The following is a 19,870-nucleotide window of genomic DNA, read 5'->3' as shown; positions in this document are numbered from 1 at the left end:
GGCCGCGGCTTCAGACCCGCCGGCCGATCTCCCGCTCCAGGCGCCGGCGCTCGCTCGCCTCCTGCTCCAGCAGCGCCTCGACCTCGCGCAGCTCTTCCTTCGCATCGTCGACCTTGTCGGCCACCGCGCCGTTCTGGTCGAGCGCCTTGCGCACGTCGCCCTGCTTGTGCCGCGCCGGCAGCTCGCGTTCGAGGATGGAGTTGGTGAGGTGGATCTCGGCGCCGACCACCTCGAGCCGTTCGCGCACGTCGCCGGCCTTGTCCCTGGCCCGTTCGATGCGCCGGGCGTCCCGGGCCCCCACGCTGGTGTCGTTCATCGTCGTCCTTGTTCGAAAATCGATGACTCGACGATACCGGCCCGGCCGAGGCAGGATTGTCGGAGGAAGGCGCTGCCGCGCGCAGGAATGCGCTGTTGCCGCGCTTAAGCGCGCGGACCGTCCGGCTGTCCGGCCAGCTGCTCGCAGAAGCTCACGAACGCCGGCAGGTGCGCCTTGGAAATCGCCGCGTCGGCGCCGAGCATCAGGCAGTGGCGGTGGATGCCGGGCGTCACGTAGTCGCTGAGCACCACCACCTTGCGGCCGGCGGGCCGTTCGCGGCACTTCGCCACCACCCCGAGCCCAGTGCCCTGTTCGAGCACCAGGTCGGCGATCACCAGGTCCCACTCGCCGGCATGTTCGTCCAGCCACAGGTTGGCCTCGGCCTCGGTGGTGGCGGTGCCGACCATCCGGAAGTCGCCGAGCGTGCGCAGCAGATCCTCCATCACCCCCTGGAGATGCTTCATGTCCTCGACCAGAAAAACCCGCACGGGGTTGGGTGGCATAACACGTCCAGACAAGCACTCGGCTGCTCAGCCAAGCCGAACAAAGGCCTGCATCCCCGGATGCCGGGCCTTGCAGGAACAACCCGCGATGGTAGCCCAGGGCGGACCTTGCGTGGGGCTGACCTCGACCGTCGCGCGGTCAACCCATCCCGCGCCGCGGACGCGGCCCGACGCGGCCGCCCGCGGGCGGCTCCGGCGGGAAGGGTTCTCACGGGCTCGCACGGTCGAGTCGGCCGCCTATCATGGTCTACGCGCCATGCGTTCGGACGCACCCGTTCGGTGCGCCGCAGTGCCGCTGGCCATGCCGTGAAGATGTCCGCGCCGACCCTGACCGAATTCAGCCGCCTGCTGCTCGCGCTGTACCGCAACGCCCAGGAACTGCCCGTGCACGAGTTCCAGGATGCCGTCCTCACCGCCCTCAAGTCGAGCCTTCCCTTCGACCGCTCGGTCTGGGGCACGGCGACGATGACGCCAACGGGCATCGACGTGCACAGCCTGCACCAGCACAACTTCCCCGACGAGATGATGGCCGCGTTCCTGGGCGTGCGGCACCAGGACTCCGCGGCGGTGCGGGTGACGCAGCAGCCACGCATGACGATCGGCTTTTCGGCCGAGGAGGAATTCTGGCGGCCGGAGCAGGCCGAGATCCGGCAGTTCGCCCGCGACTACTCGCAGCCGCACTGCCTGGTCACCTCGGACATCAATCCGCTGACGCGCTTCGTGCAGTGGGTGTCGCTGTTCCGCTCCGATCCGCGGCAGCGTTGCACCGAGCAGGAGGTCGAATTCCTGGACGCGCTGGGGCCGCACCTGATGCAGGCGCTGGCCATCAACCGGCTGGTGCACCTGGAGCGGCTGCTCGGCGACACGGCGCGCGAGAGCTGGAGCGTCGCGATCGCCGATCCGCGCGGGGTCCTGTACCACGCGGACCGGCGCTTTCGCGAGCTGATCGAAACCGAATGGCCGCTGCAGGACGGCCGGCTGGCGCCGCGGCTGCTGGAGCAGCTGTCCGGCGCGGATTCGCGCGTGTGCGGCGTGCGGCTGGTCGTGCAGCGCAGCGCCGAACAGGGGCTGTTCTTCCTCAAGCTGCGCGAGCGGCACGAGGTCGACTCGCTCAGCACGCGCGAGTTCGTGGTGGCGCAACTGCTGACCGACGGACTGACGCAAAAGCAGATCGCCGCGAAGCTGGGCCGCTCGCCGGACACGATCCGCAGCCAGGTCAAGGCCATCTTCGCCAAGCTGCACATCAACACCGTCACGCTGCTGCCGCCGCTGCTGGTGCTGCGCCAGTAGCAGCGGCGCGGGGCCCGGCCGGTCGCCGAAGAACTGGCGCGCGCGATGAGCGCGCCCTCGATCGATCCGGTTTCGGCCCGGCCGGCCGCTCACGCCGCCTGAAGCGCCGCGCCCGCCGCTCGCGCGACGCTCAGGCGCCCGCGGCGCCGCCTTCGCGCCGGTCGGTGATCGCGATCGCGAAATCGGGGCAGACGGAGAGGCAGTTCAGGCAGCCGATGCAGCGTTCGGGGCGGGCCGCGAGGGCCGGCTGGTAGCCGCTCGCGTTGAACTGCTCCGAGCGCGTGAAGACGCCCGGCGCACAGACTTCCCGGCAATAGCCGCAGTCCTTGCACAGCACGGGGTCCACCGCGACCGCGAACGCTCGCTGGTCGCACGACAGGCAACGGCTTGCCTCCCGCATGGCGCTGTCCGTGTCGTAGGCCTGCTCCACCACGGCGAAGCCGCCGAGCCGCTGCGGCAGCGCGATCGTCGGCCAGGCATGGCGCGCCGTGCCGCGCGGCGCGGCATCGCACGCGGCCGGCGCCGGCGCTTCGCCGCCGCGCCGTGGCAGGTCACCGCTGCCGCCCAGGAAGCGGTCGATCGCGCCCGCCGCCTGCCGGCCCTGCGCGATCGCCTCGATGATGGACGCCGGGCCGAGCACCGCGTCGCCGCCGGCGAAGATGCCGGCCACCGAGGTCGCCAGCGTCGCCGGGTCCACCGCCGCGGTACGGCGCTGCGCCTGCGCGACGCTGGCCGACGGCAATCGCACCTCCTGTCCGGTCGCCACGATCACGGTGCTGGCGGCGATCGCCCGTTCGGTGCAGGGCACCGGCACCGGACGCGGGCGGCCGCCGGCGTCGGCCTCGCCGAGCGCCATGCGGATGCAGGTGACGCCGGCGGCGTCGATGCGCAGCGGCGCCAGCAGATACTCGAACCGCACGCCCTCCTCCAGCGCCGCCGCCACCTCCTCGGGCGCGGCCGGCATCTCGGCGCGGCCGCGACGATAGACCTGGACCACTTCGGCGCCGAGCCGGCGGCTGACACGCGCCGCATCGACCGCGGTGTTGCCGCCGCCGATCACGACGACCCGCCCGCCCAGGGCTGGCGGGGTTCCGGCGTTCACGCGGCGCAGGAACGACAGTCCGTCGAGCACGTGCGGCAGGTCCTCGCCCGGGATCGCCAGCCGCCACGGCTGCCACGCGCCACTGGCGATGAGCACGGCGTCGAAGCCCTGCGCCAGCAGCGCCTCGGCCGCGGGCACGCGGCTGCCGGTGCGGATCCGCACGCCGGCGGCGGCGATCACCGCGATGTCGCTGTCGATCGCCGCGTCCGGCAGCCGGAACGCCGGAATGCCGAAGCGCAACATGCCGCCGGGCCGGTCCAACGCCTCGAACACGGTGACCTCGTGGCCCTGCAAGACCAGCTCGTAGGCCGCCGTCAGCCCGCACGGCCCGGCGCCGATCACCGCGGCCCGGCGTCCGGTCGCCGGCGCCGGCCGGGGCGCGACGTAGGACGCCGCGCCCTGCTGCGCCGCCACCCGTTTGAGCATGCGGATCGCCACCGGCCCCTCGAACTGCGCGCGCCCGCACTTCGCCTCGCAGGGATGGAAGCAGGCATGGCCGCAGACCAGTGGAAAAGGAATGCGTTCGCGCACGACCGCCAGCGCGTCGCCGAAGCGGCCGTCGCGGACGTGGCGCAGGTAGCGCGGCACATCGACGCCGGCCGGGCACGCCTCCTGGCAGGGGGCGGTCTTGGCGCTGGTCACGACCACGTCCGCTCCTTGCTCACGCCACCGCCAGCCCGGCGCCGGCCGCCAGCAGGTCCACGTTCTGCCGCCCCGCCGCGCCCGCGAAGCGCCGGCGCACCGCCTGTTCCAGGCTGGACATGCCCACGATGCCGGTGCGCGCCGCCAGCGTGCCGAGCGCCAGGATGTTGACGCTGCCGACCTGGCCCAGCTCGCTGGCGCGCTGCGTGAACGGGCAGCCGTGGAAACCGGCGCCGTCGCGCCCGCGCGCCAGCGTGCTGTCGTAGAAGACGGGGACGCCGCTGGCCGCCCAGGCGCCGAACTTCGCCGCCGCCTCCTCGGTCAGCGCCAGCACGCAGTCGGGACGGCGCACCTGCTGGAACACGATCTCGGCCTCGTCGATGATCACTTCGGCGAACGAGAGGCCGCCGCGGCTGGCGATGCCGTACGACTGCGTCTGCACGACGTTGCGCCCCTCCAGCATCGCGGCTTCGGCCAGCAGGATCGCCGAGAGCACCAGTCCCTGCCCGCCCGAGCCGGCCAGGATCGCTTCGCGATGGGCGCCGGCGGTCGTCATTCAGTGCCCCTGGGCGGCTCGCGCCTGCACCTGCGCGTAGCGTTCGACGAAGCCCGGCTCGCGGCGGTCCACCAGCGTGCCGACCGGGAAGCACCGGCCGCGCTCGGCCGGCGCCAGCGCGCGGTAGCGTTCCACCGGCACGGCGCGGTCGCGCAGGTCCAGCAGCATCGCCGCCGTCTCCTGCATGTCGTTGCGCCGACCGTACTGGGTCGGGCACGGGCTCATCACCTCCACCAGCGAGAAGCCGGTCCTGGTGAGGGCCTCGCGGATGGTCTGCTGCAGCTCCCAGCCGTGCCAGGTGGTCGTGCGCGCGACATGGTTGGCCCCGGCGGCTTCGGCGAGGGCGCAGATGTCGAACTCGCGTTCGGGGTTGCCGTAGGCCGTGGTGCTGGTGATGCTGGCGCTCGGGCTGGTGGCCGACGCCTGGCCGCCGGTCATCCCGTAATTGAGGTTGTTGAGGACGATCGCCGTGAGATCGATGTTGCGGCGCGCGGCGTGGATGAAGTGGTTGCCGCCGATGGTGACGCCGTCGCCGTCGCCCATCACCACGACCACCTTCAGCGCCGGCCGGAACGCCTTGATGCCGGTCGCATAGGCCAGCGCCCGGCCGTGGGTCGTGTGCAGGGCGTTGGTGACGAGGTAATCGTCGAGCTTGCCGGTGCAGCCGATGCCGGTCACCACCACGGTGTCCGACCGGCCCAGTCGCAGCTCCTCGAAGGCGCGCAGCATCGCGCCGAGCATGGTGCCGATGCCGCAGCCGGCGCACCACATGTGCGGCAGCACGCCCGGCTTGAGGTAGGTGGTGCCGGTGGCGTGCGTCACTCAGGCCTCCACCGCCGCTGGTGGCGCCATCGCGTCCAGGATGTCCTGCGGCGTGATGACGGTGCCGTTGAAGCGGCGCACGCCGCGCAGGTCGACGCCCGCGCCCAGCGCCTTGCGCACCTCGCCGGCGATCTGCCCGTCGTGGTTCATCTCGGGCACCACGACCATCTTCGCGCGGGCGGCGAGCGCCGCCACCTCGCGGTCCGGGAACGGCCAGACCGTCTGCAGCTGCAGCACGCCGGCCCGGATGCCGCGGCCGCGCGCCTCCAGCGCCGCGGCCCGGCCGGCCCGGGTGGTGGCGCCCAGGGTCACCAGCAGCACGTCCAGCTCGCCCTCGGCGTCGAAGGTCCTGGTCAGCACGATCTGGTCGCGGTGGCGCGCCAGCTTGTCGTGCAGCTGGCGCACGCGCCAGGCGGCGTTGGCCGGATCGTTGTTGCTGTAGCCGTCCTGGCCGTGCATGGAGCTGGTCACGTGGAAGACGTATTCGCTGCCGTAGGCGGCCAGCGGGGCGATGCCGTCGGCGTCGGCGCGAAACGGCAGGTACTGCCCGGGGGGCCCGCCCGGCGCCTTGCGGTCGGCGACCTCGAGCTCTCCGGGCGCCGGCAGGATCACGTTCTCGCGCGTGTGGCCGACGATCTCGTCGGGCATGAGGACCACCGGGACCCGGAACCGCTCCGCGAAATTGAACGCCTGCACCGCCAGCGAGAAGCACTCGCGCACGGTGGCGGGACACAGCGCGATCAGCGCCTGGTCGCCATGGCGTCCCCAGCGCACCTGCATGATGTCGGCCTGGGCCGGCTTGGTCGCCAGGCCGGTGCTGGGGCCGGCGCGCTGCACGTTGACGATCACGCAGGGCACCTCGCCCATGATCGCCAGCCCGAGGTTCTCCTGCATCAGCGAGAAGCCGGGGCCGCTGGTCGCCGTGAACGCCTTGGCGCCGGCCAGCGACGCGCCGATCACGGCCGCGATCGAGGCGATCTCGTCCTCCATCTGGATGAACACGCCGCCCAGCGCCGGCAGTCGGGCGGCGCATTCTTCCGCGATCTCGGACGACGGGGTGATCGGATAGCCGGCGTAGAAGCGGGCGCCGGCGTACAGGGCGCCCTCGGCAATCGCCTGATTGCCCTGCATCAATCGGGGGGTACCTGTCGCCACTGCCCTGTGTTCCAGCCGTTCGCGCCAGCCGCCATCATGCGTGAGGCGGCGGACGGCCGCCGGGCAATCGCGAGCCTGTTTGACGCACGTCAGGGAAGCGCCCCGGCGCCGCCGCCGTACCCGGGGGTCAGGTCGCCGGGCCGGGCGCGCTGCTCAGAAGTTCAGCCCGAGCCACTGCTGCACCTGTTGGTGCAGGTTGCCCGCGAAGTCGGCCGGCGTGCCGTCGGCGGTGATCCTGCCCAGGCTCAGCACGCAGATGCGGTCGGACATGCGGACCACCCGGCGCACGTTGTGGTCGATCAGCAGGATGCCCATCTGCGCCTTGGCGAAGCGCTCGATCCAGACGAACACCTCTTCCGAGATCTTGGGCGACAGCCCGATGCTGGGCTCGTCGATCAGGCACAGCCTGGGCTGCTGCAGCCAGGCCTTGGCGAACTCCACCTGCTTTTGCTGGCCCCCCGACAGGCTGCCGGCGGGCTGGCCGCGCTTTTCGTGCAGCGCCGGGAACTGGTCGTACACCTCCTGCAGCCGCGCCTTCATGTGGCCCGCGAACTGCCTGGGGCGGCCGAGCAGCGGCAGCAGCAGGTTGTCCTGGACCGACAGGTACGGAAAGAGGCTGGACTCCTGCGGGATGCAGCAGATGCCCAGGTCGATCAGCCGGTGCGGCGCGATCCCGGAAATGTCCTGGCCGGCGAAGCGCACCATGCCCGCCTTGGGCGGCAGGAAGCCGCAGATGGTCTTGACCAGGGTCGACTTGCCGGCGCCGTTCAGGCCGATCAGGCCGGTGATGCGGCCGGCGTCGACGCGCAGCCGGATGTCGCGCAGCACGTCGATGTCCTGCGCGTAGCCGGCGGTGACGTCGCGCATCTCCAGCAGCGGCGCGGCTTCGCTCACGGCCGCACCTCCAGGCTGGGCGGCTCCTCGCCGGCATGGGTCTCGCCCAGGTAGGCCTCGATCACCTGGTGGTTCTTCAGCACCGCGTGAATGTCGCCGGCGGCGATCACGCGCCCGGCATTCATGCACACGGCGCGCTCGCACAGGTCGACGATGATGGGCATGTCGTGGCTCACCAGCAGGAAGGTCGCGCCCCGGGCATGGCGCGAGCGGATGAAATTCGCCATCACTTCCCGCATCACCGGGTGCACGGCGGCAAAGGGCTCGTCGAGCATCGCCACCAGCGGCGGCTCGATGAAGCACATGCCGAACTCCAGCAGCTTGCGCTGGCCGCCCGAGAGCTGGCCGGCGTCCAGGTACTGCACCGGCCCGAGGGTGAGCTCCTCGATCAGCGACTGCGCGCGCCGGCCCGACTCGGCCTCGGTGAGGCCGCGCGCCATGCCCGCCGTCAGCAGGTTGTCGAAGGCCGTCATGCGGGAGAACACCCGGGTCATCTGGAACATCCGCAGCACGCCGCGCTGCGCCAGTTGGTCGGGCGGCAGGCCGGTGATGTCCTGCGTGCCCATGCGCACCCGCCCGGCGTGCGGCGCCAGGAAGCCCGAGAGCATGTTGAGCACCGTGGTCTTGCCGGAGCCGTTGGGCCCGATCAGGCCGAGGATCTCGCCTGCGCGCAGGTCGAAGCTCACGTCTTCCACCGCGGCGACGCCGCCGAAATGCCGGAACAGTCCTTCGATCGCGAGCAGGCTCATCGCCGGCCTCCCCGCAGGCGGCGCGAGACCAAGCCCCAGAGCCCGCTGGGGATGTAGCGGGCGAACAGGATCACCAGCAGCGCGAACACGATGATCTGGATGTCGCCGAAGCCGCGCAGCCACTCGGAGCCCAGGTAGACCAGGATCGCGCCGAGGATCGCGCCCGAGAGCGAGCTCATGCCGCCGATCACCACCATGGACAGCACCAGGCCGGTCTGCTGCAGCAGACCGAGTTCGGGACTGACCAGCTGGCTGAAGGTGCCGTACAGCGAGCCGGCGAGGCCGCACACGCCGCACGAGACGCAGAAGGCGATCATCTTCACGCGCACCACGCCGATGCCGCGGCTCTCGGCGCCGACCGGGTCGTCGCGCACCGCCATCATGAAGCGGCCCAGCCGCCCCCGGAGCAGCCAGTAGATGAACCCCAGCACGGCCACCAGCGCCGCGAGGAAGACGTAGTAGTAGCCGACCCGGCTTTCCATCAGCGTCGCCACGTGCATGCCCTGGTCGCCCCGGGTGAACTCGTGCGAGTTGCCGATCACCACCCGGGCGATCTCGGCGAAGGCCAGCGTCGTGAGCGACAGGTAGGGGCCGCTGAGATTGAGCACCAGCTTGCCCAGCACCAGCCCGAACAGCGCCGCCACCACGATCGCCGCGGGAATGCCCAGCGCCAGCGGCACCTTCCAGTAGAAATCGAGCAGCGCCGTGGTGTAGCCGCCGATCATCGCGAACGCCGCCGGCGCCAGCGAGAACTGGCCGGTGTAGCCGGCCAGCAGGTTCCACGCCAGCGCCAGGATCGCGAAATAGACGCTCACCAGGATGACGCCCAGCGCGTACGGGCCGGTCACGGCCAGCGGCACCAGCGCGATCAGGCCGCAGATGACCAGCGCCGCGCGCATGTCGAAGCGCAGCCGCTCCTGCCAGAGATTGGCGTCGGGACGGGCCGCGCTCATACGGTGCGGCCCTTCTCGCCGAACAGCCCCTGCGGGCGCAGCAGCAGCACCAGCACCAGGATGATCAGGCCGAACGCGTCGCGGTAGTCGTAGGAGATGTACACGGAGAAGAAGGCCTCGCTCACGCCCAGGATCAGGGCGGCCAGCATCGCACCCCAGATCGAGCCCATCCCACCCAGCACCACGATCACGTACGACTTGATCGCCGGGAACGCGCCGATGTCCGGGGACGGGTTCACCAGCGGCGCCAGCAGCGCGCCCGACAGCGCCGCCAGCATGCCGGAGATCGCGAAGATCAGGCTGGTCGTGCGCGTGGCGTCGATGCCGGCGAGCGACGCCCCCAGCCGGTTCTGCGCCACCGCCTGGATCTGCTTGCCCCAGACCGAGCGCTTGATGAAGACCGCCAGCGCCACCATCAGCAGCACCGCCACCGCCGCGGCGATCGCCTTCTGCCCGGTGAGCATGATCGGGCCCAGCGCGAAGCGGGTCACGTCGATCAGCGGCGGGCCCCGGAACGAGTACGGTCCCACGCTCTTGTCGACCAGGTTGATCAGCAGCAGCGACAGGCCGAAGGTCACGACCACCGCGTATTCGTCCTTCATGAAGCCCCAGCTGGCGTAGCCGGCGTAGAGCGGGCGCATCAGCACGCGCTCCACCACCCAGCCGAGCAGCGCGCCGGCGATGGCGGCGCACGGCATCGCGAGCCACGGCGACACGCCCAGCTTGAGCGACACCAGCACGTAGGTGTAGGCGCCGATCATGAAGAACTCGCCGTGGGCGAAGTTGACGATCTTCAGCACCCCGAAGATCATGGCCAGCCCCACCGCCATCAGCGCGTAGAAGCAGCCGTAGATGAGGCCGTTGGCCAGCAGGTCGAGCGCAAGCACGGAATCAATGCCCAAAAAAATCCGGCATCACAAGGCCTGCCTGCGATGCCGGACGCCGGTCCGGTTCGGTGACGGACGGCAAGCCTATTTCGCGGGTCGGACGATCTTGGCGGGATCGAACTTCTGCCCGGGCGCCTGGATCATCACGGTCTGGGCGATCGGCTGCTTCTCCGCGGTCAGCTCGTAGTTCACGTACGGAATGTCCAGCCACTGCTGGAAGCTGTAGCCGGGCTTGGTCGAGAAGTTGCTGACGCCGCGCAGGCTGTCGAACTTCATCGTCCGCATCGCCGCGGCCACCTTGTCGGGATCGGTGCTCTTGGCCGCCTGGATGCCCTGGACCACCAGGTTGAGCGAGTCCGCCGCCTGCAGCACCAGCCGGTTGATGTCGCCGCCGGTGCGCTTCTTGTACTCGGCGGCGACGTCCTGCGCCATCTTGGTCTGCTGCATCTGCGGGTGGTACAGCGCATACGACAGCATGTACTTGCCGGCCTCCTTCACGTTCTGCCAGAAGTCCGGGTAGTCGGCCAGGCCGCTGCCGTCGTACAGGATGGTCTTGGCGCTGGGCGCCACGCCCTGCTCGTACACCTGGTTCATCACCAGGTAGGCGGCCGGCGGCAGCATCGACAGCACGATCACGTCCGGCGGGTTGGCGCGCAGCGGCAGCACCGCGGCGGTGAAGTCCTTGCTGGTGCGATCGAGCGTCTCGTACTTGTATTCGACGTTGGGCGCGACCTGCTTGAGCATCTCGCCGGTGAGCTTGGCCTGGCCGATGCCGTAGTCGGTGTTCTCGGCGAAGGCCACCACACGCTTGACCTTCATCGTGGCCAGCGTGTTGGCCATCGACGACGAGACCATCGTGTTGTAGGGCGAGGTATTGAAGACTTCCGGATAGCCGCGCTTGCGCACGTCGTCGGACCAGCAATTGGTGTTGACGTACGGCACCTTGTAGCGGTGCGCCACCTCGATTTCGGCGAGGCAGACCGAGCTCTGGTGGCCGCCGGCCATGGCCACCACCTTGTCGCTGGTGATCAGCTTCTCGGTGGCCGCGCGGCCCTTCTCGGGGATGCCCTGGTTGTCCTCGTAGAGGATCTTGATCTGCCGCCCGAGCACCCCGCCCTTGGCGTTGATCATGTCCTTGACGATCTCCATCCCGTCCTTGACCTGCGTGCCCTGGACCACCGAGCCGGGCGGCGACTGCGTGATGCTGGCGCCGATCAGGATGGGGTCGGCGGCGAGCGCCGGGGCCAGGATGGCCGCGCACCCCAGCAGCGCGGCGAGCGAACGCAAACGCATGGACGTCATCTTTGTCTCCTTTGTTGTCGATCTCACGGTCCGGCCGTGCTTTTGTGCCGGGAATGTACCCGCATTCGACGGCGATTGCGCGCGGGGCGCGCCCGGGAAAACCCCCGGTGAATACGCATGCCTGACGCGGACGCGACGCGGCCGGCGCCGCTGGCTCAGGCGCAGTACCGCGCAAGTTCCTACGCCGGGTTCAGGCTTCTCCGACAGCGCTCACGGCCGCATCCGGAGTCTCATGGGGACATTCACTCTTTCGGGGAATTCGCATGAAGACCGCTGCAACGCTGATCACCGCGCTGGCGCTCGCCTCGGGCGCCGCTTTCGCCGGCACGTACGGCAACGACCCGGCGAAGGCGCCTCGGCACGACACCACGGCCGCCGCCGCCGAGCAACCGAGCGGCGAAGGCATCGTCGACAAGACCAAGCGCGCGCTGCACCGCATGGGCGACAAGATGCGCAGCGCCGGCCACCGCGTGGCCAACGCCACGCACAGCAACGAGCGCAAGGACGCGAACGACACGCGCGCGATGGGCGCCGCCGGGTCCGACCAGGATCAGGCCCGCCGCCAGCGCATGGACGACGCCTACGGCAACTGGCATTCCAAGCAGGAAAAGCGCTGAGCCGCGGGCGTGGGGCCGGGACCGGACCGGTCTCCCGTCAGGGGCGCGTCAGCGCGCTCCTGAGTTCCTGCGCGTCGAGCGAACGCGCCGAGCCGAAGCCGGCCACCTGGCGGGCGCCGGTCGGCTCGATCGCGACGAACCGGAAGTCCCCCAGCTGCGTCATCGGCTGCGCCTGCGGAAAACGCTCGAGGTAGGCCTCGCGGCAGGCCTGCCACGGCGCCGTCCCGGGCGACGGGATCGCCGCGAGGCCGTCGAAACTCGCGCGCGGCAGCGCGTGCACCGGCTCGCCCGGCACCTCCCCCTGCATCACCAGCAGCGAGACGCGGGGCCGCGCGCGCAGATTGCCGGTGTGCGCCGCCAGTTCGCTGACGTGGACGACGAAGCACCCCGAACGGGGCTCGATCGCGAACGGCACCATGGACACCAGCGGCCCGCCGTCCTCGCAGAGGGTCCCGAGCGCCGCGACGCGCTGCGCATCGAGCAAGGAGCGCAGCTGCTGGGTGAGCCTGGGGACGTGGGCCATCGCGCCGCGCGCTTCAGAGCTTGACGCCGAACGCCTTGGAGATGGCCGCGATCGCCGGCGGGCTGTCCCACTCCTTCGCGCCGACGTACTTGGCCAGCACCTTGCCGTTCGCATCGACCAGCAGCGTGAGCGGCAGCCGCTCGGCGCCGAGCATGTGTTCGAGGAACAGCCTCTGGTCGATGAAGTTGCGGAAGGCCGTGGTGTTGGTGACCCGCAGGAACATCTCGGCGCGGTCGACGTAGTCGTCGGTCGAGATCCCGATCACGTTGAACTGCCTGCCGCCATAGCGCCTGGCCAGCCGCTGCAGCGAGCCCATCTCCTCGCGGCAGGGACCGCACCAGCTGGCCCACACGTTGATGATCAGCGGCTTGCCGCGGTACTCGGAGAGCTTGCGCGACGGGCCGGCCAGGCCCTGCATGGTCGCCTCGCGCAAGGTGGCGCCGACTTCCACTTCGCCGGGGGTCTTCGCCAGCGCCGGCGTCGCTGCCTGGACCAGCCCCAGCAGCAGGGCGAGAAACACTGCTTTCATCGGCGCAAGCTTACCAGCGCCGGAGGCTGCCTCCACGACCGACCGGGTGGAGAACGACGAGCGCTCACCTCACCTCGAACACCGCCTCCACTTCCACCGCGACGCCGCGCGGCAGCGAGCCGGCGCCGACCGCGGCGCGGGCATGCTTGCCCGCATCGCCGAACACGGCCACGAAGAAATCCGACGCGCCGTTGATCACGGCCGGATGCTCGGTGAACTCGGGCACGGCGTTGACGAAGCCGCCCACCCGCACGCAGCGCACCACCCGGTCGAGATCGCCGTCGAGCGCGGCGGCCACCTGCGCCAGCACGTTGATCGCGCACAGCCGCGCCGCCTGCTGGCCCTCGGCGACGCCCAGCCCGGCGCCCAGCTTGCCCAGGAACCTGGCCTGGCCGTCCTGCACCGGCACCTGGCCGGCGATGAACAGCAGGTTGCCGCTGCGCACGGCGGGCACGTAATTGGCCGCCGGCCGGGGCGCGGCGGGCAAGGTCACGCCGAGTTCGAGAAGTCGCTGCTGGATGGTGGAAGGCACGTTCGCTCCTGGTCGCACAGGCGGCGATTATCGCCAGCGCCGGTGCGGCCTCAGATCATCTCCAGCGGCGCCGGCCCGCGCGGCGGCGCGAAGGCCCGGTCGAGCTCGGCCAGGGCAGCGGCGTCGAGCCGGTGCCGCAGCGCGCCGAGGTTCTCCTGCAGCCGCGCGACACTCGCGGTCTTCGGGATCGCGATGACGTCCTCCTTCGCCAGCAGCCACGCCAGCGCCGCCTGGGCCGGCGCCAGGCCGTGGCGCGCGGCGAAGCCGGCCAGGCCGGGCTCGCGCAACAGGCGGCCCTGCTCGATCGGCGAGTAGGCCATGGTGGGAATGCCGCGCTCGCGCTGCCACGGCAGCAGGTCCCACTCGATCCCGCGGCGCACCAGGTTGTACAGGAGCTGGTTGGTCTGGACCTGGCGGCCGCCGGGCGCATGCCACAGCGCCCGCATCGCATCCAGGTCGAGGTTGCTGACGCCCCAGGCGCGGATCAGCCCATCGCGCTGCAGCTGTTCGAAGGACGCGATCGTTTCCGCGATCGGCACGGCGCCGGCCCAGTGCAGCAGATACAGATCGAGCCGGTCCGTGCCCAGCCGCCGCAGGCTGTCGACGCAGGCCTGGCGCATCGCCCGGCGCGAGGCGTGGTGCGGATAGACCTTGCTCACCAGGAACACTTCGTCGCGGCGCCCGCGGATCGCCTCGGCCACCAGCATCTCGGTGCGGCCGTCGCCATACATCTCGGCGGTGTCGATCAGCGACAGCCCGTGGTCCAGCCCGGCGCGCAGGCTGGCAATTTCCTCACCGCGCCGGCTCGCCTCCTCGCCCATGCCCCAGGTGCCCTGCCCCAGCGCGGGCACCACGGCACCGCACGGCAGGCGCACGGTTCTGATCGCAGCTGTCATGGCGCGATTGGAGCACGGCCGGCCCGCGGCGTGGGCCGCGCCGCTACGGAAGCGCGCCGTGGCTGGGGCTGGCGTCCAGGTCCTCGCAGCCCACCCAGGCGCGGCGGGCCAGCGCCTGCGCCAGCACCCGGCCCGGATTGACCAGATCCCAGCGCGCGGCCTCCGGCGCCGGCGCCAGCCCCAACGGGATCTCGGTGCAGCCCATGATCAGCGGGATGTCGCCGTGCCGCCCCAGCAGGCCGCGGCCGACCTCGACGAACGCCGCCTGCGCGAGCGGCAGATCGCCGGCCTTCACGCCGGCGTAGATGCCGCGCATCAGGGTCTGGCGCGCCGCCTCGTCGGGCAGGTGGCAGGCGATGCCCTCGCGCGCCAGGGCCGCCTCGTACAGGCCGGCGCGGTAGGTGCCTTGGGTGGCCAGCAGCGCCGCTTCGCGGACACCGGCGGCGCGCAGCAGGCTCGCCACTTCACGCGGCGCATGCAGCAGTTCGATGGCAGGGCAGCGCGCGCGCAGCGCCGCATGCCACGCGTGGGCGGTGTTGCAGGCGATCGCCGCCGCCTGCACGCCCACCGCCTGCAGCTTGGCCAGGCCGGCGGCCATCGCGAGGAACGGCCCGTCGCGTCCGGGGATCTCCGCGTCCAGCGCCGCACTGCGGTCCGGCACCGGCAACTGCACCAGCCAGTGCTCGGGAAAGGACTGGTCGGTGACCGGCAGCCCCCGCGCCTGCAGCAGCTCGGACCAGGCCTGCACGAACAGGCGGACGAAATCCGCGCCCGCCGCGGGGCCCATGCCGCCCAGGATGCCGACCGCGCGGGTGCTGACGCGGGCACCGGCGGCGCGGCGCGCCGGCGTGGGGAGTGGAAGGTTGGTCATGAGAGATCGCGACGAACGTGCGAGCAAGGAACAATCAGCGCAGCAGGCTCGACATCGCCGACAGACAGTTGATGGTGCGCACGGCGGCTTCGACCGACGGGGCGTCGAACGCGATCTCGTCCACGGCCCGCCGCTGCAGCGTCGGCCACTGGCAGAACAGGTCGGCCAGCGCGGGACTCTGCGTCTGGACCCGCACCTGCAAGGGCGTTCGCAGGACCAGGGCCGCGGCCCGGCCCGGCTGCCGCAGTGCGGTCGCGACGCCGGCGCGGATCGCCTCGCGCGCCGCGGCGGGCGACAGGCTGATGCCGCTGGTCTGGCCGGTCGCCTGCTTGGTCTGCACGAACACCGCCCCGGGGAACAGGGCGCGGTGCTCCTCGATGAACGCGTCGTCGCCGCTGCACATCACCACCGGCACGCCGTATTCGCCGGCCAGCGCGCCGTACATGCCGGCCTCGCCGGTCTCGACGTCGTCGAACAGCACGCGCCGGAAGGCGAAGCTGTTGGTGGTGTGCGCCAGGATGCCGCGGCCCTGGGCCCGCGCGTGGTAGCCGATCATGCAGACGGCCTGCACGCCCTGGTCGACGCCGGCCATCATGCCGAGATAGCGCGGCTTGCCGAGCACGAACCGGGCGCGCGGATCGAGCAGCTCCGCCGGCATGTTGCGGAAGTCGCCGTGCGAGTCGTTGACCAGCACCTCGGTCGCGCCGCCGTCGAACGCGCCCGCGATCGCCGCATTGGCCTCCTGCGCCATCAGCACGCGCGCCCGCTCGTACTCCGGGTTGCCGGCGCGCACCTGCTGGTGGTGCACGACGCCGGCGACGCCCTCGATGTCGGTGGAAATCAGTATCTTCATGCCGGGCGAGCCTCCGCGAGCGTGGTCCAGCCGGCCAGCAGGTCGGGCAGCGCCTCGCGGCCATGGCCGTCGCGACCGGTGACCGGCCGCGCATGCCACAGCGCGTGGAGGATCGACTGCTCGCAACAATCGGCGGCGGCCTGGAACAGGTGGTCCATCGAATCCTCGTGCAGCATGGCCACGGCGGGCATGCCCCGCTGGGCGAGGTGCGGCACGGTGTAGGCGCTGGAAAACGCCAGCGCGATGTCGCCGCTGCCGTGTCCGAACACCGACCCAGTGCGGGCCAGCCCGGCGCCGGCGCGCAGCGCGACCCGGCGCAGCTGGCGAGCGTCCAGCGGTGCGTCGGTGGCCAGCAGCAGGATGATCGAGCCCCGCTCGGGACCGGCATCGCGCTCGGCGATCCGCGCGGCCAGCCGGCGGCCGACCGGGTGGCCGTCCACCGTGAGTTGCGGCAGCTTGCCGAAATTCGCCAGGACCAGCGCACCGACGGTGTGTCCGGTGGCGGCCCGCCGCGACGCGCTGCCGATGCCGCCCTTCAGGCCGAAGCACGACATCCCGCGGCCGGCGCCGACCGCGCCCTGCTCGACTTCGGCGCCGCAGGCGGCATGGGCGTCGACGTAGTGCTGCGGGGTGATCGCCATCCGCTGGATGTCGCTGAGGAAGCCGTCGTTGCACTCGAACACCAGCGGGTTCACGGTGGGCAGACCGCGCCCGGCCTCGGGGTTGGCGGCGATGCACTGGCGGATCTGCGCCTGCGCCACCGCCGACACCGAATAGGTGTTGGTCAGGGCGATCGGCGTCTCCAGCACCCCGAGCTCCTCGACCTGCACCAGCCCGACGCTCTTGCCGAAGCCGTTGAGCACGACGGCGGCCGCCGGAACCTTGTCGCGGTAGGGATCGCCGCCGTGCGGCCGCACCACGCTGACGCCGGTCTGCAGCTCGCCGTGAGCGACGGTGCAGTGGCCGACGGTCACGCCGGCCACGTCGGTGATCGCGTTGCGCGCGCCGGCGGCCAGCGATCCGATGTGCGGCAGCAGGTGCATCGCGTCAGCTGCGGTCGATCTTGGGATCGAGCGCGTCGCGCATGCCGTCGCCCAGCAGGTTGAAGGCCAGCACGGTGAGGAAGATGGCCAGGCTGGGGAACAGCGCGACGTGGGGGGCGTTGACCATGTCGGCCCGCGCCTCGTTGAGCATGGCGCCCCACTCCGGCGTCGGCGGCTGCGCGCCCATGCCCAGGAACGACAGGCTGGCCGCCGTGATGATGGAGGTGCCCAGCCGCATCGTGAAGTAGACGACGATCGCCGAGATGCTGCCGGGCAGGATGTGGCGCATGACGATGGTCCAGTCCGAGGCGCCGACACTGCGCACCGCCTCCACGTAGGTCATCTGCTTGAGGACCAGCGTGTTGCCGCGCACCAGCCGGGCGAACGCCGGGACGCTGAACACCGAGACCGCGACCACGACGTTGACCATGCTGCTGCCCAGGATCGCCACGACGCCGAGCGCCAGCAGGATGCCGGGGAAGGCGAACAGCACGTCGGAGATCCGCATCACGATGCGGTCCCACCAGCCGCCGTAGTAGCCGGCCAGCAGCCCCAGGCCGGCGCCGACCAGCCCGCCCAGCGCCACCGAGAAGAAGCCGGCCGCCAGCGACAGCCGCGCGCCCGCCAGGATGCGGCTGAAGATGTCGCGGCCCAGCGGGTCGACGCCCATCCAGTGCGCCCACGAGGGCCCCTGGTTCATGGCGTCGTAGTCGAAATAGTTCTCGGCGTCGTAGGGCACGATCCACGGCGCCAGGATCGCGACGGCCACCAGCAGCAGCACGAAGGCCAGCGCGACCAGCGCCACGTGCTGCTTGCGGAACTTGCGCCAGAACTCGGTCCAGGGCGTGCGCACGCGAGAACTGCTGCCACCCCCACGCTCCCCCACCGCGCGTGGGTCGCCGGCCTCGCGGGCCGCGGCGCTGGCGTCTTCGGGAGCGGCAGGCTGGGTGGTGGGCGCGTTCATCGGTAGCGGATGGTGGGGTTGATGAACCCGTACAGCAGGTCCACGACGAGGTTGATCAGGATGAATTCCAGCGAGAACAGCAGCACCAGGGTCTGGATCACCGGGTAGTCGCGCATCGTCACGGCGTCGACCAGCAGGCGGCCGAGCCCCGGCCAGTTGAACACGGTCTCCACCACGATCGAGCCGCCCAGCAGGAAGCCGAACTGCAGGCCCATCATGGTGACCACCGGGATCAGCGCATTGCGCAGGCAATGCTTGAAGATGACGACCCGCTCGTCGAGCCCCTTGGCCCGGGCGGTGCGCACGAAGTCCTCCTGGATCACTTCGACGAAGGAGGCCCGCGTGAAGCGCGCCATCACGGCGGCCACGCCGGCGCCCAGCGTCAGCGACGGCAGGATGTAGTGGCGCCAGCTGTCGGCGCCGACGGTGGGCAGCCAGCCCAGCTGCACCGAGAAGATCTCCATCAGCAGCATGCCCAGCGCGAACGCCGGAAAGGAGATCCCCGACACGGCGAGCGTCATGCCCAGCCGGTCCGGCCACAGGTTGCGGAAGACGGCGGAGGTGATGCCGATCACCATGCCGAAGACCACCGACCAGACCATGCTGGTCAGCGTCAGCAGCAGCGTCGGCATGAAGCGCTCGGCGATCTCGGTGGAGACGGCCCGCTTGCTGCGCAGGGAGGTGCCGAAGTCGGCGTGCAGCATGCGCGTGAAGAAGTTCGCGAACTGCTCGGGCAGCGGCTTGTCCAGGCCCAGGTCCTTGCGCACCAGGGCCACGGTTTCGGGGTCGGCGTCCGGACCCGCCGCGAGGCGGGCCGGGTCGCCCGGCAGCATGTGCACGAACAGGAACACCAGCACCGCGACGATCAGCAGCGTCGGCAGCAGACCGAACAGGCGCTTGAGGAAATAACTGGCCATCGCGGGCGGGTTCCCTGTCTTCGCGTTACTTCAGGTCGACGTCGTCGAAGTTGAACGAGGCGTCGGGCATCACGTGGAAGCCGGTCAGCTTCTTGCTGTGCGCCGACAGCAGCTGCTCGGTCACCAGGAAAGCCCACGGTGCGTCGTTCCAGATCCGCTGCTGCGCGTCGGTGTACAGCTTGGTCTTCTCCTTGGCGTCGGTCGTGTTCAGCGCCTTGGCGATGTCCTGGTCCACGCTGTCGTTCTTGTAGTACGCGGTGTTGAACAGCTTCGGCGGGAACGACTCGGAAGCCAGCAGCGGCCGCATCGCCCAGTCCGCCTCGCCGGTCGAGGACGACCAGCCGACGTAGTACATGCGCACCGGCGCCGTGGCCGGGTCCTGCGCGCTCTCGACCTTCTCGACCCGCTGGCCGGCCTCCAGCGCCTGCACCTGGACCTTGACGCCGACCTGCGCCAGCTGCTGCTGCAGGAACTGGATCACCTTCTGCGCGGTGGTGTGGTTGTAGGCCGACCACAGCTGCGTCTCGAAGCCGTTCGGATAGCCGGCTTCCTTCAGCAGCTGCTTCGCTTTGGCCGGGTCATAGGGCCACGGGCCGAGCTTGACCGCGTATTCCACGCCCTTGGGCAGCACGCCTTCGGCCGGAATCGCGTAGCCGGAGAACGCCACCTTGGCCAGTGCCTGCTTGTTGATCGCGTAGTTGATCGCCTCGCGCACCTTCACGTTGTCGAAGGGCTTCTGCAGCGTGTTCATCGACATGTAGCGATGCACGATCGAGGGCGCGGCCACCAGTTGCAGGTTGGGCTTGGTCTTCAGCACCTCGGCCTGCTCGTACGGCACACAGAATGCGGAGCCTGGTTCAGAGGATCCAGATCAGGAGAATGACGATAATAATCAGGGCCAGTGTGCCGCCGCCGATGTAGATGCCGTTGCCGTTGCCCATCGTCGTTCCCTCC

22 protein-coding genes and 1 pseudogene are annotated in these 19,870 nt (G+C 70.7%); 2 read left to right on the top strand and 21 right to left on the bottom strand.

Going from position 1 to position 19,870, the window contains the following annotated elements; translation table 11 throughout:
- Positions 1-10: 10 nt before the first annotated feature.
- Positions 11-316, bottom strand: a complete 306-nt coding sequence (locus VNT59_RS13260; RefSeq protein ID WP_325498884.1) for a hypothetical protein — start codon at positions 314-316, stop codon at positions 11-13.
- A gap of 104 nt (positions 317-420) precedes the next feature.
- Complete coding sequence (locus tag VNT59_RS13255) at positions 421-819, bottom strand: response regulator (RefSeq protein WP_325498883.1); 399 nt, start codon at positions 817-819, stop codon at positions 421-423.
- A gap of 312 nt (positions 820-1,131) precedes the next feature.
- Here VNT59_RS13255 and VNT59_RS13250 point away from each other — a divergent pair, with 312 nt between their 5' ends.
- The gene (locus VNT59_RS13250; RefSeq protein ID WP_325498882.1) at positions 1,132-2,109 is read left to right on the top strand and encodes a helix-turn-helix transcriptional regulator; all 978 of its coding nucleotides are present in this window, start codon (positions 1,132-1,134) and stop codon (positions 2,107-2,109) included.
- Between the two features lie 130 nt (positions 2,110-2,239).
- Here VNT59_RS13250 and VNT59_RS13245 read toward each other — a convergent pair whose 3' ends face one another.
- The 9 genes from VNT59_RS13245 to VNT59_RS13205 all read right to left on the bottom strand — a co-directional run bounded on the left by VNT59_RS13245 (position 2,240) and on the right by VNT59_RS13205 (position 11,171).
- Positions 2,240-3,859 (bottom strand): FAD-dependent oxidoreductase, encoded by a 1,620-nt coding sequence (locus VNT59_RS13245; protein WP_325498881.1) that lies wholly within the window; start codon positions 3,857-3,859, stop codon positions 2,240-2,242.
- A 13-nt stretch (positions 3,860-3,872) separates the two neighbouring features.
- Complete coding sequence (locus VNT59_RS13240; protein WP_325498880.1) at positions 3,873-4,409, bottom strand: 2-oxoacid:acceptor oxidoreductase family protein; 537 nt, start codon at positions 4,407-4,409, stop codon at positions 3,873-3,875.
- On the bottom strand, positions 4,410-5,231 hold the full coding sequence (locus VNT59_RS13235) for a thiamine pyrophosphate-dependent enzyme (RefSeq protein ID WP_325498879.1): 822 nt from the start codon (positions 5,229-5,231) through the stop codon (positions 4,410-4,412).
- Positions 5,232-6,362 carry a 2-oxoacid:acceptor oxidoreductase subunit alpha gene (locus VNT59_RS13230; RefSeq protein WP_325498878.1) on the bottom strand — a complete coding sequence of 377 codons (1,131 nt, stop codon included), beginning with the start codon at positions 6,360-6,362 and terminating at the stop codon, positions 5,232-5,234. It lies immediately after the preceding gene.
- A gap of 177 nt (positions 6,363-6,539) precedes the next feature.
- Positions 6,540-7,280, bottom strand: coding sequence for an ABC transporter ATP-binding protein (locus tag VNT59_RS13225; RefSeq protein ID WP_325498877.1), 741 nt, complete (start codon positions 7,278-7,280; stop codon positions 6,540-6,542).
- Entirely contained in the window at positions 7,277-8,029 is a 753-nt protein-coding gene (locus tag VNT59_RS13220; protein ID WP_325498876.1) for an ABC transporter ATP-binding protein, read from the bottom strand. Before VNT59_RS13220 ends, VNT59_RS13225 begins: the two co-directional genes overlap by 4 nt.
- Positions 8,026-8,982 carry a branched-chain amino acid ABC transporter permease gene (locus tag VNT59_RS13215; protein WP_325498875.1) on the bottom strand — a complete coding sequence of 319 codons (957 nt, stop codon included), beginning with the start codon at positions 8,980-8,982 and terminating at the stop codon, positions 8,026-8,028. Before VNT59_RS13215 ends, VNT59_RS13220 begins: the two co-directional genes overlap by 4 nt.
- Positions 8,979-9,869, bottom strand: coding sequence for a branched-chain amino acid ABC transporter permease (locus tag VNT59_RS13210; protein ID WP_325498874.1), 891 nt, complete (start codon positions 9,867-9,869; stop codon positions 8,979-8,981). Before VNT59_RS13210 ends, VNT59_RS13215 begins: the two co-directional genes overlap by 4 nt.
- 84 nt (positions 9,870-9,953) lie before the next feature.
- The gene (locus VNT59_RS13205; RefSeq protein ID WP_325498873.1) at positions 9,954-11,171 is read right to left on the bottom strand and encodes an ABC transporter substrate-binding protein; all 1,218 of its coding nucleotides are present in this window, start codon (positions 11,169-11,171) and stop codon (positions 9,954-9,956) included.
- Between the two features lie 263 nt (positions 11,172-11,434).
- Between VNT59_RS13205 and VNT59_RS13200 the strand changes: the two genes are divergently transcribed.
- Complete coding sequence (locus VNT59_RS13200) at positions 11,435-11,788, top strand: hypothetical protein (protein ID WP_325498872.1); 354 nt, start codon at positions 11,435-11,437, stop codon at positions 11,786-11,788.
- 37 nt (positions 11,789-11,825) lie between these two features.
- Here the strand turns inward: VNT59_RS13200 and VNT59_RS13195 are convergent, their stop codons facing one another.
- From VNT59_RS13195 to VNT59_RS13150, 10 genes and pseudogenes are all read right to left on the bottom strand, one after another.
- Positions 11,826-12,311: a HugZ family protein gene (locus VNT59_RS13195; protein WP_325498871.1), complete on the bottom strand. Its 486-nt coding sequence runs from the start codon at positions 12,309-12,311 to the stop codon at positions 11,826-11,828.
- A gap of 13 nt (positions 12,312-12,324) precedes the next feature.
- Positions 12,325-12,840, bottom strand: coding sequence for a TlpA disulfide reductase family protein (locus tag VNT59_RS13190; RefSeq protein WP_325498870.1), 516 nt, complete (start codon positions 12,838-12,840; stop codon positions 12,325-12,327).
- 64 nt (positions 12,841-12,904) lie between these two features.
- Positions 12,905-13,372, bottom strand: a complete 468-nt coding sequence (locus VNT59_RS13185; RefSeq protein WP_325498869.1) for a RidA family protein — start codon at positions 13,370-13,372, stop codon at positions 12,905-12,907.
- A 50-nt stretch (positions 13,373-13,422) separates the two neighbouring features.
- Complete coding sequence (locus tag VNT59_RS13180; protein WP_325498905.1) at positions 13,423-14,256, bottom strand: aldo/keto reductase; 834 nt, start codon at positions 14,254-14,256, stop codon at positions 13,423-13,425.
- Positions 14,257-14,311: 55 nt separating this feature from the next.
- Positions 14,312-15,139 (bottom strand): aspartate/glutamate racemase family protein, encoded by an 828-nt coding sequence (locus tag VNT59_RS13175; protein WP_325498868.1) that lies wholly within the window; start codon positions 15,137-15,139, stop codon positions 14,312-14,314.
- 34 nt (positions 15,140-15,173) lie between these two features.
- On the bottom strand, positions 15,174-15,992 hold the full coding sequence (locus VNT59_RS13170) for a M55 family metallopeptidase (RefSeq protein ID WP_325498867.1): 819 nt from the start codon (positions 15,990-15,992) through the stop codon (positions 15,174-15,176).
- Positions 15,989-17,035, bottom strand: coding sequence for a P1 family peptidase (locus tag VNT59_RS13165; protein ID WP_325498866.1), 1,047 nt, complete (start codon positions 17,033-17,035; stop codon positions 15,989-15,991). Before VNT59_RS13165 ends, VNT59_RS13170 begins: the two co-directional genes overlap by 4 nt.
- A 4-nt stretch (positions 17,036-17,039) precedes the next feature.
- On the bottom strand, positions 17,040-17,999 hold the full coding sequence (gsiD, locus tag VNT59_RS13160) for a glutathione ABC transporter permease GsiD (protein ID WP_325498865.1): 960 nt from the start codon (positions 17,997-17,999) through the stop codon (positions 17,040-17,042).
- Positions 17,996-18,916, bottom strand: coding sequence for a glutathione ABC transporter permease GsiC (gsiC, locus tag VNT59_RS13155; protein ID WP_325498864.1), 921 nt, complete (start codon positions 18,914-18,916; stop codon positions 17,996-17,998). Before gsiC ends, gsiD begins: the two co-directional genes overlap by 4 nt.
- Positions 18,917-18,941: 25 nt before the next feature.
- Positions 18,942-19,763 (bottom strand): annotated as a pseudogene (locus VNT59_RS13150) (ABC transporter substrate-binding protein); the annotation flags it as partial.
- Between the last annotated feature and the right edge of the window lie 107 nt (positions 19,764-19,870).

Source organism: Ramlibacter sp. (assembly GCF_035554825.1).
GTDB lineage: Bacteria > Pseudomonadota > Gammaproteobacteria > Burkholderiales > Burkholderiaceae_C > Ramlibacter.
Note: the sequence above shows the minus strand (reverse complement) of the source record. Positions and strands in the feature narration are given on the sequence as shown.

What these genes read in the sequence shown, in the direction of transcription:
- VNT59_RS13260 (WP_325498884.1), bottom strand. Translation starts at nt 316, where the DNA reads ATGAACGACACCAGCGTGGGGGCCCGGGACGCCCGGCGCATCGAACGG.
- VNT59_RS13255 (WP_325498883.1), bottom strand. Translation starts at nt 819, where the DNA reads ATGCCACCCAACCCCGTGCGGGTTTTTCTGGTCGAGGACATGAAGCAT.
- VNT59_RS13250 (WP_325498882.1), top strand. Translation starts at nt 1,132, where the DNA reads ATGTCCGCGCCGACCCTGACCGAATTCAGCCGCCTGCTGCTCGCGCTG.
- VNT59_RS13240 (WP_325498880.1), bottom strand. Translation starts at nt 4,409, where the DNA reads ATGACGACCGCCGGCGCCCATCGCGAAGCGATCCTGGCCGGCTCGGGC.
- VNT59_RS13230 (WP_325498878.1), bottom strand. Translation starts at nt 6,362, where the DNA reads ATGCAGGGCAATCAGGCGATTGCCGAGGGCGCCCTGTACGCCGGCGCC.
- VNT59_RS13220 (WP_325498876.1), bottom strand. Translation starts at nt 8,029, where the DNA reads ATGAGCCTGCTCGCGATCGAAGGACTGTTCCGGCATTTCGGCGGCGTC.
- VNT59_RS13215 (WP_325498875.1), bottom strand. Translation starts at nt 8,982, where the DNA reads ATGAGCGCGGCCCGTCCCGACGCCAATCTCTGGCAGGAGCGGCTGCGC.
- VNT59_RS13205 (WP_325498873.1), bottom strand. Translation starts at nt 11,171, where the DNA reads ATGACGTCCATGCGTTTGCGTTCGCTCGCCGCGCTGCTGGGGTGCGCG.
- VNT59_RS13200 (WP_325498872.1), top strand. Translation starts at nt 11,435, where the DNA reads ATGAAGACCGCTGCAACGCTGATCACCGCGCTGGCGCTCGCCTCGGGC.
- VNT59_RS13195 (WP_325498871.1), bottom strand. Translation starts at nt 12,311, where the DNA reads ATGGCCCACGTCCCCAGGCTCACCCAGCAGCTGCGCTCCTTGCTCGAT.
- VNT59_RS13190 (WP_325498870.1), bottom strand. Translation starts at nt 12,840, where the DNA reads ATGAAAGCAGTGTTTCTCGCCCTGCTGCTGGGGCTGGTCCAGGCAGCG.
- VNT59_RS13175 (WP_325498868.1), bottom strand. Translation starts at nt 15,139, where the DNA reads ATGACCAACCTTCCACTCCCCACGCCGGCGCGCCGCGCCGCCGGTGCC.
- VNT59_RS13170 (WP_325498867.1), bottom strand. Translation starts at nt 15,992, where the DNA reads ATGAAGATACTGATTTCCACCGACATCGAGGGCGTCGCCGGCGTCGTG.
- VNT59_RS13165 (WP_325498866.1), bottom strand. Translation starts at nt 17,035, where the DNA reads ATGCACCTGCTGCCGCACATCGGATCGCTGGCCGCCGGCGCGCGCAAC.
- gsiD (WP_325498865.1), bottom strand. Translation starts at nt 17,999, where the DNA reads ATGAACGCGCCCACCACCCAGCCTGCCGCTCCCGAAGACGCCAGCGCC.
- gsiC (WP_325498864.1), bottom strand. Translation starts at nt 18,916, where the DNA reads ATGGCCAGTTATTTCCTCAAGCGCCTGTTCGGTCTGCTGCCGACGCTG.